At 59.6% G+C, this 18,603-nt stretch carries 18 protein-coding genes; 9 read left to right on the top strand and 9 right to left on the bottom strand.

The window, feature by feature from the left end; translation table 11 throughout:
• Positions 1-80: 80 nt before the first annotated feature.
• From ACFFT4_RS07585 to ACFFT4_RS07570, 4 genes are all read right to left on the bottom strand, one after another.
• A complete protein-coding gene (locus tag ACFFT4_RS07585; protein WP_378046408.1) occupies positions 81-956 on the bottom strand; it encodes a carbohydrate ABC transporter permease in 876 nt (291 codons plus the stop codon).
• A gap of 18 nt (positions 957-974) precedes the next feature.
• Positions 975-1,871 carry an ABC transporter permease gene (locus tag ACFFT4_RS07580; protein WP_378046406.1) on the bottom strand — a complete coding sequence of 299 codons (897 nt, stop codon included), beginning with the start codon at positions 1,869-1,871 and terminating at the stop codon, positions 975-977.
• A 67-nt stretch (positions 1,872-1,938) separates the two neighbouring features.
• The gene (locus tag ACFFT4_RS07575; RefSeq protein ID WP_378046404.1) at positions 1,939-3,630 is read right to left on the bottom strand and encodes an extracellular solute-binding protein; all 1,692 of its coding nucleotides are present in this window, start codon (positions 3,628-3,630) and stop codon (positions 1,939-1,941) included.
• Between the two features lie 149 nt (positions 3,631-3,779).
• A complete protein-coding gene (locus tag ACFFT4_RS07570) occupies positions 3,780-5,138 on the bottom strand; it encodes an ABC transporter substrate-binding protein (RefSeq protein ID WP_378046403.1) in 1,359 nt (452 codons plus the stop codon).
• Between the two features lie 68 nt (positions 5,139-5,206).
• Here ACFFT4_RS07570 and ACFFT4_RS07565 point away from each other — a divergent pair, with 68 nt between their 5' ends.
• Both ACFFT4_RS07565 and ACFFT4_RS07560 read left to right on the top strand, forming a co-directional pair.
• A complete protein-coding gene (locus tag ACFFT4_RS07565; RefSeq protein WP_378046401.1) occupies positions 5,207-7,048 on the top strand; it encodes a cache domain-containing sensor histidine kinase in 1,842 nt (613 codons plus the stop codon).
• 2 nt (positions 7,049-7,050) lie between these two features.
• The gene (locus ACFFT4_RS07560; protein ID WP_378046399.1) at positions 7,051-8,571 is read left to right on the top strand and encodes a response regulator transcription factor; all 1,521 of its coding nucleotides are present in this window, start codon (positions 7,051-7,053) and stop codon (positions 8,569-8,571) included.
• A gap of 62 nt (positions 8,572-8,633) precedes the next feature.
• Here ACFFT4_RS07560 and ACFFT4_RS07555 read toward each other — a convergent pair whose 3' ends face one another.
• On the bottom strand, positions 8,634-9,593 hold the full coding sequence (locus ACFFT4_RS07555; protein ID WP_378046397.1) for a nucleoside hydrolase: 960 nt from the start codon (positions 9,591-9,593) through the stop codon (positions 8,634-8,636).
• On the bottom strand, positions 9,590-10,525 hold the full coding sequence (rbsK, locus tag ACFFT4_RS07550; protein WP_378046395.1) for a ribokinase: 936 nt from the start codon (positions 10,523-10,525) through the stop codon (positions 9,590-9,592). The genes ACFFT4_RS07555 and rbsK overlap by 4 nt, the downstream gene beginning before the upstream one ends.
• A gap of 304 nt (positions 10,526-10,829) precedes the next feature.
• Between rbsK and rlmN the strand changes: the two genes are divergently transcribed.
• Entirely contained in the window at positions 10,830-11,900 is a 1,071-nt protein-coding gene (rlmN, locus tag ACFFT4_RS07545; protein WP_378046393.1) for a dual-specificity RNA methyltransferase RlmN, read from the top strand.
• A 30-nt stretch (positions 11,901-11,930) separates the two neighbouring features.
• Positions 11,931-12,905 (top strand): aldo/keto reductase, encoded by a 975-nt coding sequence (locus ACFFT4_RS07540; RefSeq protein ID WP_378046392.1) that lies wholly within the window; start codon positions 11,931-11,933, stop codon positions 12,903-12,905.
• A gap of 42 nt (positions 12,906-12,947) precedes the next feature.
• On the opposite strand, the gene ACFFT4_RS07535 is transcribed toward ACFFT4_RS07540, so the two are convergent.
• A complete protein-coding gene (locus ACFFT4_RS07535) occupies positions 12,948-13,610 on the bottom strand; it encodes a lysoplasmalogenase (protein WP_378046391.1) in 663 nt (220 codons plus the stop codon).
• Positions 13,611-13,713: 103 nt separating this feature from the next.
• On the opposite strand from ACFFT4_RS07535, the gene csaA reads away from it, so the two are divergent.
• From csaA to greA, 3 genes are all read left to right on the top strand, one after another.
• Entirely contained in the window at positions 13,714-14,043 is a 330-nt protein-coding gene (gene csaA, locus ACFFT4_RS07530; RefSeq protein ID WP_378046389.1) for a chaperone CsaA, read from the top strand.
• An 18-nt stretch (positions 14,044-14,061) separates the two neighbouring features.
• Positions 14,062-14,913 (top strand): TlpA family protein disulfide reductase, encoded by an 852-nt coding sequence (locus ACFFT4_RS07525; RefSeq protein ID WP_378046388.1) that lies wholly within the window; start codon positions 14,062-14,064, stop codon positions 14,911-14,913.
• Between the two features lie 162 nt (positions 14,914-15,075).
• Positions 15,076-15,555 (top strand): transcription elongation factor GreA, encoded by a 480-nt coding sequence (gene greA, locus ACFFT4_RS07520; RefSeq protein WP_378046386.1) that lies wholly within the window; start codon positions 15,076-15,078, stop codon positions 15,553-15,555.
• A 79-nt stretch (positions 15,556-15,634) separates the two neighbouring features.
• Here the strand turns inward: greA and ACFFT4_RS07515 are convergent, their stop codons facing one another.
• Positions 15,635-16,516 carry a pirin family protein gene (locus ACFFT4_RS07515; protein ID WP_378046385.1) on the bottom strand — a complete coding sequence of 294 codons (882 nt, stop codon included), beginning with the start codon at positions 16,514-16,516 and terminating at the stop codon, positions 15,635-15,637.
• Between the two features lie 153 nt (positions 16,517-16,669).
• Positions 16,670-17,200 (bottom strand): Crp/Fnr family transcriptional regulator, encoded by a 531-nt coding sequence (locus tag ACFFT4_RS07510; RefSeq protein ID WP_378046383.1) that lies wholly within the window; start codon positions 17,198-17,200, stop codon positions 16,670-16,672.
• A gap of 184 nt (positions 17,201-17,384) precedes the next feature.
• Here ACFFT4_RS07510 and rpiA point away from each other — a divergent pair, with 184 nt between their 5' ends.
• Positions 17,385-18,083: a ribose 5-phosphate isomerase A gene (gene rpiA / locus ACFFT4_RS07505; RefSeq protein ID WP_378046381.1), complete on the top strand. Its 699-nt coding sequence runs from the start codon at positions 17,385-17,387 to the stop codon at positions 18,081-18,083.
• A 58-nt stretch (positions 18,084-18,141) separates the two neighbouring features.
• Positions 18,142-18,429, top strand: a complete 288-nt coding sequence (locus ACFFT4_RS07500; protein WP_378046379.1) for a hypothetical protein — start codon at positions 18,142-18,144, stop codon at positions 18,427-18,429.
• Positions 18,430-18,603 lie beyond the last annotated feature (174 nt).

Below are 18,603 nucleotides of genomic sequence, written 5' to 3'. Positions count from 1 at the left end.
GCATGCGGACGGCAATCGTCTTGCCCCCCGGATACGCCGCCGGTCCGAACGCGGCAATCGCGCCGAACCGGCTGGCGAGTCTACTCTTTCACCGACCCCATCACGATGCCGTGGATGAAAAAGCGTTGAAGGAACGGGTACACGATCAGAATCGGCAGCGAAGCCAAAATGATCTGCGCCGAAATCGCCGAGCGATTCGTCAGCGAAGCCATGACGGAATTCTGGTCGGCGTTCACGAGGTTGCGGGAAGCGAGTACGACGTGCAGGTACGTCTGCAGCGGATAATTCGACGTCTGGTTCATGTAGATCAACCCGTCGAACCAGGAATTCCAATGGCCGACCACGCTGAACAGCGTGACGGTCGCGATGACCGGCAGCGACAGCGGCACGTAAATTCGCGTCATGATCGCCCATTGCGACGCTCCGTCGACGAGACAGGCTTCCTCCAGCTCTTTGGGAAGCTGGCGCATGAAGTTGATCATCAGAATGACGTTGAACACGGGAACGGCCCCCGGCAGGACAAGCGCCCAGATCGTATCGATAAGGTGCAGCTCGTTGATGACCATATAGGCCGGAATAAGCCCTCCGCTGAACAGCATCGTAAAGACAAGCGCCCAAATGTAGATGTTGCGGCTGCGGAAATAGCTGCTCTCCTTGGACAACGGATAAGCCATCATGACGGTCAGCAGGAAGTTGATCAGACCGCCCAGCAGCACCCGAGTCGCAGATACGCCGAAAGCGTCCCAGAATTTGTCCAGCCGCAAAATGTTGGCGTAGGCGTTAAAGTTAAGCTCGATCGGGAGCAGGCCGACGATATACTGGTTGGCCGGGCCCTCCCCGCTCAAGGAGACCATGGCGATATGCCAGATCGGGACGAGACAGAGCAGGGAGACGGCGGCCAGCAAGACGTAATTCAAGAGGTCGAAAGCCTGGAAGCGGTGCAGGCGTATTCTCATATGGCGTCGCTCCGTCCTTTAGAAAATGCGGTAATTCGCGTAGCGGTAAGCCAGCCGGTAAGAAGTCACGATCAGCGCGAAGCCGATCAGCGATTTCATCAGTCCGATGGCGGTGGCCAGCCCGTACTGCGCTTGAATAAGACCCATGCGATAAATGTAAGTGTCGATAATGTCCGCGGTGCCGATGACCATCGGATTGTAAAGGTTGAAAATCTGGTCGAAGCCGGCGTTGAGCACGTTGCCGAGGCTTAAAGTGGACATCAGCACGACGACGGGCAGAATGCCGGGAAGCGTAATATAGACGACCCGCTGCCAGCGGCTCGCTCCGTCGATCGAGGCCGCCTCGTACAGCGCCGGATTGATTCCCGTCAGCGCGGCCAAATACACGATCGTCGAGAAGCCGAATTCCTTCCAGACGTCGGTTGCGATCAGCATGACCCGGAACCACGCTTCGTGCCCGAAGAAGAAAATCGGTTCGAGGCCGAAGGAGGCCAGAATCTGATTGAACACCCCTCCGTTAATGGAAAGCACGTCGATCAGAATGCCGCCCAGAATGACCCATGACAGAAAATGAGGCAAATAGACGAGGCTCTGCACCGTGCGTTTGAACCACACGATTCTGGCCTCGTTGAGCAGCAGGGCGAACGCGATCGGCACGACCAGCCCGGCCGCGATTTTCATCAGCGAGATTTCGACCGTATTGCGCACGGTCTGCATCGTATCCGGAAGCTCGAACAGGAACCGCACATGCTCCAGGCCGACCCATTCGGACTTGAAGAAGCCTTGCGTCGGATTAAACTCCTGAAAGGCGATGACGATGCCGATCATCGGCAGGTAGGCGAACAAGAGCAGGATCAACATGCCCGGCGCCAGCAGCAGATGGAAGAACGTCCGGTCTTTTCTCGTTATCTTCATGATTCCATACCTCCGCTAGAGAGGCGCGGAACTTGCCTTCGAGGCGAAGCTCCGCGCTTTGACCCTTTTACTTGGACGACGCCCAGGCGTTGACTTCCTCCGTGATAGCCTCTCCGCCGAGTTGATTCCACTGCTTGACGAACTTGTCGAATTCGTCGACGCCCGCATTGCCCATAATGATCTTCGTGAACGTCTCCGATTCGATCTTGTTCAGGTTGGCAAGCCGTTTGACCATCGTATCCGTCGGCGCGCCCAGGAACGCCTGGTTGACGAAATTGTCGCCGTACTGCTCCAGCACCGATTCCGATTCGGTCAGGTACTTCATGAACGCCCAGCCGTTCGGTTCATTGTTTTTGTACGCGTCCCATTTCCACTGTCCGTCCGGGTGGGTGACCAGCGAGCCATCGTCCTTCTCCATCGCCGCTCTGAACTGCTTGCCGATGATCATGTTTTTGCCCGGATCGTCGAAGAAGTACGGCTTGGCGTATTGATGGATTTCCTTGCCTTTATATTTCTCGCTGCCCTGGATTTCTTTGTAAAACAGATCGTTGTATTTGCCACCTTCGATCCACATTTCCGCCCACAGATTCATCGACTTGATCAGCGCTTCCGGTTGCTCCATATCCTTGCGGGCGACCATCCAGGTGAGAACGTTCGTCGGCCGTTTCGGCGCGACGATTCCGTCCAGGCCCGCCGGAATCGGATAAGCCTTCCAATCGGAATCCGGCGTATGCGTCAAGGTCGTGGACAGCGGATACAGCGGCTGCCAGAACGCCCCGAAGTAGATGCCGCCCTTGCCGGCGCCGATATCGTCGGCCGCCTTGCCCCAATCCTTGGCTCCGAATTCCTGATCGAGCGCCTTCGTCTTGTACAGCTCTTGGAGCTTGGCCAGCGCTTCCTTCATTTCCGGTTGAACGCTGCCGTACACCAGCGAGCCGTCGCTGTTCTTGATCCACATGCCCCTGTACGCCCGGTATGCGGCCGATACGCCGTCGAAGCCCATGCCCAGCGCGTTGTCCAGCGCGATCCCGTACGTGTCGGGCTTGCCGTTGCCGTCCGGGTCCTGCTGCGCGAAGGCGTTGGCGACGGCCGTCAGCTCGTCGATCGTCTTCGGCGGCTGCAGCTGCAGCTTATCCAGCCAATCCTGACGGATGTACATGATCGCCACGTTCTCGAAGTAGTCGACCGGTACGGGCATGCCGTAGATTTTGCCGTTCAGGCTCGCGGCCTCGAAGCCTTCTCCTCCGCCGTACTCCATCGCTTTGCGCAGCAGGGGAGAAGCGTACTTCTCGTACACCTCGGTCAAGTCGGCCAACTGCTCCTGCTTGATCATGCGGTGCAGTTGGTTGAGATCGACCTTGGAGATGTCGGGGAGATTGTTCGTGTTGATGGACAGGTTCATCTTCTCCACGGTCTGGGAAGCGTCGGACACCCATTTGTTCACGAATTGAATGCCAAGGATATCCTTGTAGGTCCGGGTCATAATGTTGTCGTTAATGCTCTCGCCGTCCGCGAACAGGATGTTCGTGCCCGTCGAGCTGACGACCGAGACTTCGATCGGGGGATCGTATTTGCCGAACGGGTCCTCGCTGCTTGCTGTCTGCTGCGATTGCTCCGCGCTTGGGGAAGCGCTTCCCGTTTGGGCCGCCGCGGACGGCTCGGCGGACGAACCGTTGTCCTTCTGCGAGCAAGCGGTCGAGAATACGAGCAGGAATGCCAGGCATGCCATCGCCGTTCCGCGAATCTTTTGTTCTTTCATACCGTTACCTCCATCATGTTTTTTGGTCTGGCTGCGACCCCGTCTAACGAAAGATGACCGTAAACACTCGAAGTGTTTATGGTCATCATTATAGAAGGCGGGGAGTCTATTCTTTTAAGGAGTTGAAGTATACTTTCCAAAGGTACCGCTCAGCGAGCCCTCAGCAGCTCGCGATCCATCGCCGCGAGAATCGCGTCGGCGTCGCCCTCTCCGGCAAGCCAGTCCTGAAAGCCGGCGCACATCGCCTCCGCCACACCGACCGGCCAGGCCTGATTGCTGAACGCCACGAATCGGCCGCTCCGCATGAGATCCGCATAACCGGCGAACTCGGCTATGCCCAGGTCTTCGCCCGGCGACATCGGGAACGCGCGGTACTGCCGCCTGAATTCGCCGCGCAGCGGGGACTCGGCTTCGAATTGGTAGGCCAGCGCGTCCAGCACTTCCGGCAGATTGCGGGTGTTCTTGCTGATGACGGTTCCTCCGGCCGGGCCGACCGACAGGTACAAAGGCTTGCCCGGAGCGTTGCCGGGCAGGGGCATGAAGCCTCGTTCGAACGCGGCGGCGGACGAAGCGGAGCCGGCAGGAGCGACGGGGTCGGAGTCGGAGTCGGAGCCCAGGCCCGGTTCCGAGTCCGAGCCTTCCGATACGGTCAAGCTGTCGTAATCCCAATTGCCTCCGAAGACGATAGCCGCCCGCCCCTCGTTAAACCATGCGGCGGCCTGGGCCGCCCCGGTCTCCAGAGAACCGGGGGCAATGTAGCCGCGATCGTACAGCAGCTTGAACATGTGCAGCACATCACGCCATTTCGAGTCGGCGAACGTTGCGTTTCCCGTCAGAAGCTGCTGATCGAAATCGGGCTCCTCGGGATAGATGACCGACCCCGCCAGCGGATACAGTCCGAACTGGAGAAACCACCAATCCTTGCCCGGCATGACGATCGGCGTAATCCCTTCGCGCTTCAGCGTTTCGCATAGCTCCAGGAACGAGTCCCAATCCCCCGGCCATTCCCGATAGCCGTGCCGCTGCAGCAAATCCTTGTTGTACCACGCCCCCATCATGCTGAAGCCCTTGGGAAGACCGTACACCCGGCCGTCTACGGTGAACCCTCGGAGAGCCTCGGGAGAGAAGGCCTGGAGAATATCCATTCCGGTCAGATCCTGCAGGTAGCCCGCCCCGGCAAGCTCCTCGAGCTGCCGCATCGGCCACCATTCGAAGAAATCCGGTCCTTCGCCCGCGGATAGCTGCATGAGCAGCGACTTCGTATACGCGTCCTCGGGCAGCATTTCCGTCTTGATGCGGATGTCCGGATAACGCTCCTCGACCAAATTTGGAAACGCTTGCATAACGTAGCGGTTGCGGTCTCTGCCATCGGAGGCAACGCCCATATGCATATATTTCAGCGTGACGGGGTCGGCCTTCGGCTGCACGGCGGCGGGAGGCCGCGCGCAGCCCGCGACGACGAGCAGCGCCAGAAGCAAGGAAAGACGAGCCGGCCGTGTTCGCTTCATCGTGTCACCTCGTCCAATTGAAGTATGCTAATATTATAAATAAAAACGCGATCCCGGAGAAGATGCGAATGAAGTTTGCCTGGGGACTCAAAAACCGTCTGCTCGTCGCGCTCCTGCTGCTGTCCCTGATCCCGATCGCGATTGTCGTCGCCGTGACGAACCGGAACTACGGCGCGCTTGTGGAGAATCAGGTGCGGGAAGTTTCCTTGAATCTGCTGGATCGCTCCTCCTTAAGGATGGCGAACCGGCTGGAGGAGGTCGGACGCGTATCCGCTTATCTGGCCTATCAGCAAATGTCCGATACGGACACGATCCTGTCGTTTCTCGGGCAGCATGCGGACAATGGCGGCGTCGCTCCTTACGATCGGCTGAGCCATACGCGCGAGTTCAAGAAGGCGACGGAGAGCCTGCTGCTGAACCACGATTATATCGAAGGGCTGTACGTTTTCGCCGAGGACGGGACGGTGTTCGCCAATACGAAGGGCTCCGAGCTTAAGTCCGACTACGCGCCGCTATCCTCGGCCTGGTATCGGGATACGATCCGCGCCCAAGGCAAGATGATCGTCGGGGAAGTGCAGCGCCAGGACTTCCTGCTGTCCGGCAGCCCCTCCATCGCCTTCTCGCGGGCGTTATATGAGCCGGCGACGAACCGGCGGATCGGCGTGCTGCTCATCAACTGCAGCCTGAGCCTGTTCGACGAATTGAGCGAGGGCATGCTGGCGGAGCAGCGGATCTACCTGCTCAACGGCATCGGCAATCGCCTGTACGGGGAGGGCGAATTCGACGAGGAGTGGGCGTCGTCGGTCATCGGGATCGGAAGCCGGATCGATTCCAAGAGCAATACGCTCGTCCTTCACAATACGTTCTCGGAATACGACTGGCATATGATTATCGCCGTCTCGCTCGATGCGGTGACGGGAGAGCTTCGCGCGACCTCGCGCTTTGCCCTGTGGCTGGGCGTCATCTGGGCGGTTCTGGCCGTCGGCCTGTCGCTGTGGATCGCGAACGCGTTCTCCAAGCCGGTCAATCGCATCGCCCAGATGATGAAGCGGTACCCGACCGGCCATCTGCCGCCGCGCCAGGAGCGATACGAGCGGAGGACGGACGAGATCGGCATTTTGTACAATCGTTATTTTACGATGCTGGAGGAGATCGATACGCTCATCCGGGAAAAATATCACAATCAATTTATCGCCATGTCCTCCAAAATGAAAGCGCTTGAGGCCCAGATCAACTCCCATTTCCTGTTCAATACGCTGGCGACGATGAACAGCATCGCGGTGCTGGAGGAGGTGCGGAGCCTGTCCGTCATGTCCAAGGCGCTCGGCGATATGTTCCGCTACAGCATCAAGATCAACCGCGATCTGGTCATGCTGAGCGAAGAGCTTGGCCACGTCCATAATTATATGACGATTCAATCGTTCCGCTACGGGGACAAGATACGCCTGGAGACGGACATTCCCGAAGAGCTGGAGGACTTCAAGGTGCTGAAGCTGGTTCTTCAGCCGATCGTGGAGAACGCCGTATATCACGGAATCGAGAAAAAGAAAGGGTATGGCACGGTAAGCATCCGAGCCTGGGAACAGGAGGACGGCATACGCGTGGAGGTACGGGACGACGGGGTCGGCATTCCGGCGGCCAGGCTGGAAGAGGTGCGGGCCATGCTCGGCCGGACGGCCGAGTTCGAGGAGCTGAATCCCGCCACGAACGATGCCCGGTCCATCGGAATGTATAACGTTCATGCGCGCATCGCGCTGTATTACGGGCCGGACTACGGGTTGGAGGTGGACAGCGAGGAGCATCGGGGGACGGCCGTCCTGCTCCGGCTGCCCAAAGCGGCTCCCGACCAAGGGGATTCTCTTGCCCGGCGAGTCGGCTCGCCCGATCATCTCTCGAAAGGGGCGTCATAGGCATGTACAGATATGTGGTAATCGACGACGAGGCGCTCATTCGCAAAGCGATCATTAAGAAGATATCCTCCCTCGAGCTGCCTCTGGCTTGGGTGGGGGAAGCCGATGACGGCGAAGAGGGTTTGATGTTGGTCGAGCGAGAAAAGCCGGACATCGTGCTGACCGATATGCGGATGCCGGTAATGGACGGCGTTCAGTTTCTTCAGGCGGTTACCGAGAAGCGCTCGGAGGCGCAGCTTATCGTCATTAGCGGCTACTCGGACTTCGAGTATACGCGCGAGGCGATCGTCTCCAGCGCGGCGGGTTATATTCTGAAGCCGTTCGACGACGCCGAGCTGCGTCAGGCGCTGGCCAAGGCGATCGAGCGAATCGAGCAAACCCGCTTGAACCGGAGGAACGCGACGGGCATCGAATTGGAGCTCGACCTCGTTCGCTTCGCTGCCTGGCTGTGCCGGAGCTCCGACGACGAGGCGGCGCTTCGGACGGAGGCTTATTCGTCCGAGCCGATGCGCAGCCTGCTGTCGGCGGCCTCCTATGCCGTTGCCGTGCGGGTCGGGCCCGCCGCGGACGCTGTAAAGCTGCCGGATGGCTGCGTGCGATTCGCCCATCCGGACATGCGGGGGACGACCGTGCTCGTCTGTTCGGACGCTGCCGCCGGAAGGCAGGCGGCTTCTTCGAAGCTGTATGCCTGCCTGGCGGGAGAAGCGGGCGGCTTTGCCGCAGTGAGCGGCGAATGCGCGTCCGTCCAGGGCCTGCCCGCCGCGTATCGCGACGCGCTGTCGCTGCTGGAGAGCTTGCCGTTCGGGAGAATGGCGGGCCTTCACCGCGCAACGGCCGATCGCGCCGAGGCCGGAAAGGATCAGGACGCCGGGGCGGAATGGCGTTGGCCTCGCATCGAGGATTTCCTGTACGAGCTGGAGGAGGGCAGCGAAGCGCGGGCGGTGCGGCTTGCGGAGGAGCTGTTCGCCGAATTCCGCGGCTCCGAGAGCTTCACGATGCAGCGGGTCAGGAAGATTTGCCGGACATTGTACCACCGGGTCGTCGAGCATCTGGGCGCGGTTCACCGGATTTCCCCGGATGCCGGGCTGGAGACGCTGCAGCTGCTCGGCTACGAACCGGACGCCGGGGCGCTGGAGCGGCATTTCCTGCAATTCGTGCGCGACACGGTCGCCCAAGTACCGAGCCGAACGGCCAAGGGAGCGGAGCTGTCGCAGCAGATCAGACACTATATCGATCGCCATTTCGCCCAGCAGCTTACGCTGGAGGAGGTGGCCGACCGCTTCTTCCTCCATCCCGTCTACTTAAGCGTCATGTTCAAGGAGAAGACCGGGGAGACGTTCCAGGACTACTTGCGCCGGATTCGCATGGAGCGGGCCAAGCAGCTGCTGCTGACGACCAAGTACCGGATCGACAGAATCTCCGTGATGATCGGGTACGAGAACACGAAGTATTTCTACAAGGTGTTCAAGAAGGAGACCGGCTTCACCCCGGCCGACTTCAGACAGCGGCAGCTCGGCGGGTGAGACCCTTCCTCCCAAGCAAAGCAAGGACGGCCGTATCGGCCGTCCTTGCTTGCTTCACGCTCTTAATAGCGTACGAGGAGCTCGTCCAGAAGCTCGGTCAGCTTCTCCGGGTCCATCTTGCGGGCCAGATAAGCATGCCGTCCGTCCGCTTGCGGCAGCCAGCGATTGGCGCCGGTCTCGCCGTCCACCTCGATCGTGCCGCGAACGAGGTCCCAGTAGTCGCCTGCTCCTTCCGCAGCGTACAGTACGGCCGTCAGATCCCAGCTCTCGCGAATGCCGCCCTCGCCTCCGTACCAGGCATTGTAGCTCCTCCGCACGGGATGGTCGGCCGGCGCGTCGATGTGAAGGCGGCGGCCCGTCCGGATTTCCGCGCCGATCTCGTAGCCGGTAAACGTAATGCCGGTCGGCCAATGCTTCGTTACGTAGGCCGCCGCCTCGGGGTGCATCTCGAAATTCCACTCCTTGCCCTCGGGGAACAGCCCTCCCATGACGACAAGATGTTTGGCCTTGCGCGCGACCAGCGCTCTCCCGTCCAAGTCCGAATGCCGATCGGGCCCGGATTGCAGCAAATGCATGAAGTTGACCAGCGGTCCGATCGCCGCGAGCACGATCGAATCGTCCTCCGCCGCGGCGAGAAGCTCCCGGGTCAGCTCGGTCGCGTCGGGAGCCGGCTGCCCTTGCCCGTAGCGGTTCGGGTACTGCTGCGCGACAAGCTTGTTGTATTTGCCGTAGACGGCGTCGTCGTCCAGAAAGCCGGGCAGGCGCCGCAGCGTGCCGACCGGAATGTCCTCGCGTCCGTAATACGCGTTAAGCGCGTCGAGGCATCCGGCTCCCCAGCGGCTGGCCGTGCAGTGCGTCATGCCGACGATGCGGGCCCGGCCCGACTTTTCCAGCGCATGAAGGACGGCCACCGCTCCCGCGTCGTCGCAATCGGGACCGATGTCGGTGTCCAGCACGATCGGAACGGGTTTTTCGGAAGGGCGGTAGTCCGTTCTCCCCTGATCGCTGCTTATCTCGCTCATATCGTGATCCTCCCCGGGTGAGTTTCCAGAAACCGTTCCAATTCCTCGCGCGTAGGCATGGCCGACTGAGCGCCCACTTGTCGGACGGAGAGCGCGCCGACGGCGTTGCCGACCCGCACGGCGTCCTCGGCTTCGAGTCCCGAAGCCAGCGCATAAGCGAACCCGGCGTTAAAGGAATCTCCGGCTCCCGTCGTATCGACCGCCTGCACCGGAAAGGCCTCGATACGCGTCATTTCCGCTTCGCGAATCCAGTAGGCGCCTTCCTCCCCGGCCTTGGCGACGACCGTTCCGACCCCTCTGCGCAGCAGGGAGCCGGCGGCCTCCTTCAGCTGATAGACATAGCGCTCCTGTCTGCCGGCATAGTATCGGACCTCCGTTTCGTTGGGCGTCATGTAGTCGATGTAACGGAAGATGGCGTCCGGCAACTGCGAGGCGGGAGCCGGATCGAGAATGATCGTTTTTCCGGCCTGCTTCAGACGTTTGGCCGCGTAGGCGACCGTGCCGATCGGAATCTCCAACTGAAACAGAAAAAGGTCCGACTGGACAAGCTCCCCCCACATGGCGTCGATATCGGAAGGCTGCATATGGCCGTTGGCCCCCGGTGAGACGACGATCTGGTTTTCCCCTTGCCGGTCGACCCAGATCATCGCCGTTCCCGTCGCCGCTCCCTTTTCCACGCCGATTCCGCCGACATCGACTCCGTTCATGCGCAGGTGCCGAATGTAATCGTGCCCGTGAATGTCGTCCCCGACCTTGCCCGCCATTTTCACCCTGGCTCCCAGCCTCCCCAGAGCGACCGCCTGATTGCCTCCCTTGCCGCCGAAGAAGACGGAATAACCGTCCGCGGTCAGCGTTTCGCCCGGCTGCGGGAATCGTTCCACGGCCGCGACCATATCCAAGTTCAAGCTTCCGATCACGCAGATGGATTTCATGTGTGCTGTCACGCTCTTTCTGTGTAAAATGGGTCTCTTGCTTCTGGCGTTCACAGCCCCATTATAGAAGGAAAAGGGTCTACTATTTTAATGAGTTTCGGTACACTTTTCCCATCATGCCTATCGCGTCGGGGATCGGTATGCGGACCGAGTGCGGCGGGCCATAGCGGCGACCGGGAATGACGAAACGGATCGGGAAGGACTTCGTTCGGAAGAAACGCCGACGGCTTGTGAAACCAAGGCTTTTCTGGGAAAATAGGAGGGAGTCGCGAGGTTCGGCTATTACGCGAAAAGAGGTTACGAAATGACGACAACATCCGTTCACGATATGACTTTCGAAGGTTTGACCGAATGGCTTGCCGAGCGCGGGCACAAGAAGTCGCGGGCGACGCTCGTATGGGAGTGGCTGTACCGCGAGCGGGCGACCGATTTCGCCGCGATGAACGGCGTGCACCCGGACTGCCTGAAGGCGCTGGAGGAGCATTTCCATATCGAGTCGATGAGCGAGCATTCGCGGCAGGAGTCCAAGGACGGAACGGTTAAATTCCTGTTCCGTCTGAAGGACGGCAACCTGATCGAGACGGTGCTCATGCGCCACAAATTCGGCTTGTCCGTCTGCGTCACGACGCAGGTCGGCTGCAACATCGGCTGCAGCTTCTGCGCGAGCGGCCTGCTCCGCAAGAGCCGGGATTTGTCCAGCGGCGAGATCGTCGAGCAGGTGATGAAGGCGCAGCGTTTTCTGGACGGCAGAGGGCAGGGGGAAGCGGTCAGCCATCTCGTCGTGATGGGCATCGGCGAGCCGTTCGACAACTACGACAATTTGGTGAAATTCCTGGACGTGATCAAGCATCAGAAAGGGCTGGCCATCGCCGGACGCCATATCACGGTCTCGACGAGCGGTCTGGCCGACAAGATTTACAAGTTCACGGACGACGATCTGAAGGTGAATCTGGCGATTTCCTTGCACGCTCCGAACGATGAGCTGCGGACGAGAATCATGAAGATCAACAAGGGGATTCCGCTCGAGAAGCTGCTGAAGGCGCTCGACTACTACCTGGAGCAATCAAGGCGGAGAGTGACGCTCGAATACATTCTGCTGAAGGACGTGAACGATCAGCGGGAGCATGCGCTGGAGCTGGCCGAGCTGATCGGGGACCGCAGATCGCTCGTGAACGTCAACCTGATCCCGTACAATCCGGTCGACGAGCACAGCCAGTATCAGCGGACGGAGCGGCATGTCGTGAGCGAGTTTTTCGATGTGCTGAAGAAGCAGGGAGTCAGCGTCAGCGTGCGGTTGGAGCATGGGACGGATATCGACGCCGCATGCGGACAGCTGCGCAGCAAGCAGATTAAGAAGGAAGCGGTCGCGAACTAACGGCAGCGTCGCAAAAAGGGGGAAACGCGAATGCAATATCGGCGTTTGGGCAGCAGCGGACTTAAGGTGTCGGCGCTCGGGCTGGGCACGAACGCGTTCGGCAAGCGGGCCGACAGCGATACGTCCACCCGGATCGTGCACGAGGCGCTGGATCGCGGAATCAACTTCATCGATACGGCCAATATCTATGCGGACACGGAGTCGGAACGCATCATCGGGCAGGCGTTGACGGGAAGAAGGCAGGAGGCCGTGCTGGCGACGAAGGCCGGCCTGGTCAAGGATCAAGGCCCGAACGGGCGCGGCTCCTCGCGCTACCATCTGCAGCGGGAGCTCGAAGCCAGCCTGAAGCGGCTGAACACCGATTACGTCGACCTGTATCAGATCCATACGTTCGACCCCCATACGCCGCTGGAGGAGACGCTTCGCACGCTGGACGACTTCGTCGGCTCCGGCAAGGTGCGTTATATCGGAGCGTCCAACTATGCGGCGTGGGAGCTGATGAAGGCGCTCGCGGTTAGCGGACAGAGAGGCTGCGAACGCTTCGTATCGACGCAGCACTGCTATTCGCTGGCCGATCGCACGCCGGAGAACGAGCTGGTTCCGTTATGCCTGGACCAGGGCGTCGGGATTATTCCGTATTTTCCGCTTGCGGGAGGCATCCTGAGCGGCAAGTACAGCTTGGCCGACAAGGCGCCTGCCGGCTCGCGGGCGCAGACGGACCCGAGCTTCGCGCGTTTTATGGCGGACCGCAACCTGGAGCTGGCCGATCGGGTCGGCAGATTGGCGGCGGAGCTTGGCTGCACGCCAAGCGCGCTGTCGCTGGCCTGGCTGATGGCCCGGCCGGCGGTCGCGACCGTCATCGTCGGCGCCACGCGTGTCGATCAGCTCGCGGACAATCTGCGCAGCGTAGAGCTGGAGCTGGACGCCGAGACGATCGGGAAGCTGGACGAGATCAGCGCCTCGTTCCGATATGGGGAGCCGTTCGCTCTTTATCGGCTTCCTTGACGCCGGGGACGTTTGCCGCCAGCGGCCTTTTGGAACGGCCTCTTAAGTGGAGAGGGAAGCCCCGGCGGCGGCCGCGGGCTTTTCCCGCAGGCTGCCTGCAATCAGAAATTGCGCCGAGTAATACGTGAGCATGATGAGCGGCCCCGAATAGGGGATATCGGCGACGAACATGTTCCAGGACAGGATCGAATCCGAGGCCATGAACAGCAGGCTGCCGGCGATAGCCGTGCGGCTTCCCGTCATGATCGCGGACCAGCCCATCGTCGAGATGACGGCGACATAAGCGATTACGGGAACGATCAGCCCGGATTGGCCGTCGGCGTTCAGGGCTTGCACTAGCCGGCTGCCCATGATGCAGGCAAAAACGGCAATGGGCAGCGCGGCAGCGAGCCTGAGCTTGGAGAAGCGCCATCTGCCCAGGAAGGCGGACAAATAGAAGAGATGTCCGACGAGGAACGCGGACAAGCCGACGACAAACCAACGGAGCGTGCCGTCGCCTATGGCGCAGAAGATCAACCCGGCCAATACAAGCCAATGGTAACGCTTGCGAGAGCCGGAAGACAAACGGTAGGCGTACGCGATAATCAGAGCCATCGGAAGGACCTTGAACAACAGCTTGACGGCTTCGGGCTCCGGGGGTATGACGAAAATATACAGCAATCCGGTTAGCGCGATTAACGCGGGCCATGCGGAGGATTTGATCAAAGCGGATCTCTCCATTCGTAAATGAGGTTCGAAGACGGGCATTTTACTTTTAACTATTATATATGCGCGCAGTGCATTCCGGATAGAGCGGGAGGCAATCAAGATGGCAACGATAGAGGATTTTACCGCATTGGACGTTCGAATCGGCACGATTGTGACCGCCGAGCCGTTTCCCGAAGCTCGGAAACCGGCGATCAAGCTTTCCATCGATTTCGGTTCGCTGGGGGTCAAGTTTTCGTCCGCGCAAATTACGAGGCGCTACTCGCCCGAGGAACTCGTCGGCAGGCAAGTGGCGGCCATCGTCAACTTTCCTCCCCGCAGGATCGCGGGCTTCAAGTCCGAGGTGCTGGTGCTGGGAGCGGTGCCCGAGGAAGGCGACGTCGTGCTGCTGCGGCCCGATCGCGAAGTGGATAACGGTACGCCGATCGCTTAAGAACGGGGGAGACGGACGATGACTTTGCCGAATTTGCAATTGGGCACGACCGTATTGAATATCGAGCTGCTCGTCTATCTGGTCGCGGGAATGATCGGCGTGTACGCCGTTCGTTACCGGCAGAGGCGGCATCCGGACCGCGAGCGTCAGATAGGCGATGCATGGAACGCCGTGTTCCTGTGGCTGCTCGTATGGAAGGGCAGCCTGTTCCTGTTCGATCCGGCGGGCGTGATTGCGCAGCCGCTCTCGTTGCTGTTCTTCAGTGGAGGAACGAGAGGAATCTGGATCGCTTCGCTCGCCGCGCTGGCGTATCTCTTCATGCGCAATTATCGGAGGGTGGGGAGCGGGGAAGCGATCAAGCTGGCGGCCAGCTGGGGAGGCGTCATGCTTGTGGCGGCGATGATCGGCTATACGGCGCTCATCCCGATCGAGGGCAAGGGAGGCGTCCGCATCGATCAAGCGGCTCCCGAATTCGAGCTGACGGATCTGGACGGCAACGCCGTTAAGCTGTCGGATTTTCGCGGCCGGACGGTCGTCCTGAATTTCTGGGCGACCTGGTGCCGGGTTTGTCGGGCGGAGATGCCGCAGGTGGAGAAGTTCTATCAGGAGCATAAGGATCAAGAGGTCGTCGTGCTATCCGTCAATGCGACGACGCAGGAGAGCAATCCCGGACTCGTCCGGGATTATGCGGACAAGCGAGAGCTGAGCTTCCCGATTGTGCTGGACGATCGGGGCGAGGCGCTTGGTGATTACGGGGTGACGGCGTATCCGACCACCTACGTGATCGATCCGGCCGGCCTCGTGAAGGGGCGTTATCTGGGGGCGTTCAGCTACGAGAATATGAAGAAAGCCGTCAGGAACGCCTCATGATCCCGAGCGTGCGATACCGAACGCGGCATGCGTGAAGGCCGATCCCGTTCATCCATTGCCCGACAAGGGGAGGGAGCCGGATCGCAAAAGAAGAGTCTAAAGTGCAACGGCGTTGGATATACGGTAGAATGGAGATAAGAAAGCAGATTGGAGCTGTGAACGATGGCGGACGCGGAAGTGATTCTGACCCAAGAGGGAATGGATAAATTACAAGCCGAGCTTGATGATCTTAAATACGTAAAGCGCAAGGAGTTGGCCGCCCGCATCAAGCTGGCGATCAGCTACGGCGATCTGAAGGAGAACAGCGAATACCACTCGGCCAAAGACGACCAGGCGTTCATGGAGACGAGAATTCTTGTGCTGGAGAAAATGCTGCGCAACGCTCGCGTCGTCGACGAGGGAGACATGGATACGACGCATGTCCATGTCGGTTCGACCGTGGTTCTGAACGACATCGAGTTCGACGAAAGGATCGAATACCGGATCGTCGGCCCGGCCGAGGCGGACGTTAACGAGAGCAAGATTTCGTACGAAAGTCCGCTTGGCAAGGAGCTGATCGGCAAGCGAGTAGGAGACGTCGTCAGCGTGGAAGCGCCGGTCGGCATCGTCAAGTACGAGCTGCTTGAGATCAAAGCGGGATAAACCGAACAGAACGGGACCGGTAGGCGAGTGGCCTGATGGGGTCCCGTTCTTGCGTTTTGCGCGCCTGCGGATCGGTGAGTTAAAAGTTGGGGCGTCCCATTTTCCCCGATTGGAAATCCTTAAACGCCTGCACCAGTTCCTCGCGGCTGTTCATGACGAACGGACCGTGCATGAAGATGGGCTCGTCGATCGGCTCCCCGCTCAGGAAAATAATCAGCGCGTCGTCGCTTAAGCCCTCGACGGAAATGCCGCCGGACTCGTTCCGGAACAGCACGAAGTCCCCTTCCGCCGCCGTCGTATCTTCGTTGATTTTCACCGTTCCGCGCAGCACCAGCGCCCCCGTATTGAAGGAGGACGGAAGCTCGAAGCCGGCTTGGCCGCCTTGCTTCAGCGCGATGTCGAACAGATGGATCGGCGTGAACGTGCTCGCCGGGCCTGCCGTGCCTTCGTACTCGCCGGCGATGACGCGTACGATTCCTCCGCCGTCGGGAAGATCGACATAGCCCATTTTGTCCTTCGTCAGCTCCTGGTATTTCGGCGGGTGCATTTTATGTTCGCGAGGCAGGTTGACCCACAGCTGGATCATCTGGAACAAGCCGCCGCGTTTCGAGAATTCCTTCTCGTGATATTCCTTGTGAAGCAGGCCGGAGCCCGCGGTCATCCATTGCACGTCGCCGGGCCCGATAACGCCATGGCTGCCGTGATTGTCGTGATGCTCGATATGGCCTTCGTATGCGATCGTCACGGTCTCGAAGCCGCGGTGCGGGTGGGCGCCGACGCCTTTGACCGAATCCGAGGGCGGGAACTCGTAAGGCGCGTTATAATCCATCAAGAGAAAAGGACTGAACTTCGCTCCGAAGTCCTGGCCCGAAGGGAAATAGTTGGACACCCGGAAGCCGTCTCCGACCATGTGGAAGGGAGCCCCCCGATACGTGCCTTGGATGCTGCGGTAAGCTGTCATAATAAATCTCTCCTCTCCCAAGTTAAATCTCAAATTTATAAATCTTAATTTTAAGATATATCATCGAAACGATTCCGTCAAGCCCCCCTCGCCATCAAGCGCTTCTTCTTCTCGTCGCTCTCCGGTCGAGCGGGGCCGACGGGGATGCTCGTACTACGATTTTTTCGGCCCGGGATGCTGCCTGGCTTCCCCCAGAGACCGGAGTGCCCGGTTGACCGTCTCCCGTCTTAGTCCGACGAACTGCGCGATCTCGTCCTGGGTAAGCAGCTCCGTAAGCGGAACGTCCTTGAAATACGAGGAGAACCAAATCTGAAGCTTGCGCAGCTTGTCCGCGGGCGAGGTTTCCGTCAATTGGTCGATTCGCCGCTGCATCATGTTCAGCCTCTCCTGAAGGAGGAGGGCGATCTCGCGGCATCTGACGGGGTTCGTCTCCAGGTCGCGATACCACTCCGACGCGGGGAGAACGTCCACTTTGCAAGTGACGAGCGCGATGGCCGTGCCGTAATTCGGATTCGGGCTGATTAACGAATGATGCGGGATAATTTCGTTTGGAGCGATGATGTTGACGAGCGTCGGCGTTCCGTCCTCGTGAAGCCTGACGATTTTCAGCAGCCCGCTGACGAGACGATACAGAGCTCCCGACTCCCCTTGCCGAAACAGAGTCTCTCCTTTATGCAGAATCATGATCGTTCATTCTCCTTCGCGCCATACGGAGCGGATGCCCCATGAGGGGTCTTCCGTTCTTTTTCTGTCCATTATATCAGTTGCGGCGGGATGGGATACAATCTTGTCCGAAGATAAATCATGCTATAATAAAGGACAGGCAATGGAGACGCTCCATTTATACTAATCGAAGCGAGGTTTGTTCATGATCTGGGAAAATAAAATCGCGACTACTCTGCAGTGGACGAAGGAAATTTCCAACAGGGAGCAGAAGGAAGCGGTTGCGGCGAAGATCGCCGAGCGCGTGCGGGACGGGGACGTCATCGGCGTCGGTTCGGGCTCGACGTCGTACTTGGCGCTGCTGGCCATCAGCAAGAAGGTAAAGGAGCAAAAGCTGAACGTGACGGCGATCCCGACGTCCCATGAAGTGTCGCTGACCTGTTCCATCATGGGGCTGCCGACTTCGACTCTGCTGAACGCGAGACCGGATTGGTATTTCGACGGCGCGGACGAGGTCGATCCGAACAAAAACCTGATCAAGGGACGCGGAGGCGCGATGTTCGCGGAGAAGCTGGTCATGAGGAGCGCTCCCGAGAGCTATATCCTCGTCGATTCCTCGAAGTTCGTCTCCCAGCTGGGAGAGAAATTCGCGGCGCCGATCGAGGTCGATCCTCGCGCGATCAATCTCGTCGAGACGGAGCTGGCCAAGCTGGGCGTCAAGGAGGCGCAACTGCGGATGGCGGTGGCCAAGGACGGCCCGGTCATTACCGAGACGGGCAACCTGATTCTGGACGTACGCTTTAACAAAATCGAGGACGGCTACGAGAAAGAAATCAAATCGATTCCGGGCGTAATCGAGTCCGGCCTGTTCATCGGCTACCATCCGGAGATTCTGACGACCTAGAGCCGGCAGTACCCGTTCCGCGGGGGAGATTCCGATTCCGTTCGGCGATCTCGGCTTTGTGAAGAAGACGATCAAGCTGAGGATCGACATCCGGGAATGGATCGAGCCGACGAAGGTGACGTTCGATCTAACCGGATTTTCCGACAACTTCGGAGGCAGCGGATATTTCGAGGCGGAGACCGCGGGCGGCAATACGACGACAATGACCGGCTGCCTGGACATTACGGCCAAAGGCGCGATGGGCGGGCGCCATGGTCAACTCCGTTCTCAAGTCGTTCGTGCCGAAGACGGCTCAGAAGCTCACCGAAGCGATCGCTTCCCGGATCGAGGAGCTCGAGAACATTAAAGCTTAATGCAACCGGCTGGCGCGGAGGCAAGCTCCGGCTCTATACGGGAGGTTTAACCCTCCGTGCAAGAAAAAGCGGCGGCTTCGGGGAGCAATCCCGGAGCCGCCGCCGCGCATTTGCAAATATTTTCATGAAACCGCATTCATGACGAGTGGTATAATAAGGATAATTTA

The sequence above is a fragment of the Cohnella cellulosilytica genome (assembly GCF_042431195.1).
Classification (GTDB): Bacteria; Bacillota; Bacilli; order Paenibacillales; family Paenibacillaceae; genus Cohnella; species Cohnella cellulosilytica.
The sequence above is the reverse complement of the archived record's forward strand: the minus strand, read 5'-3'. Positions and strand labels throughout refer to the sequence as shown.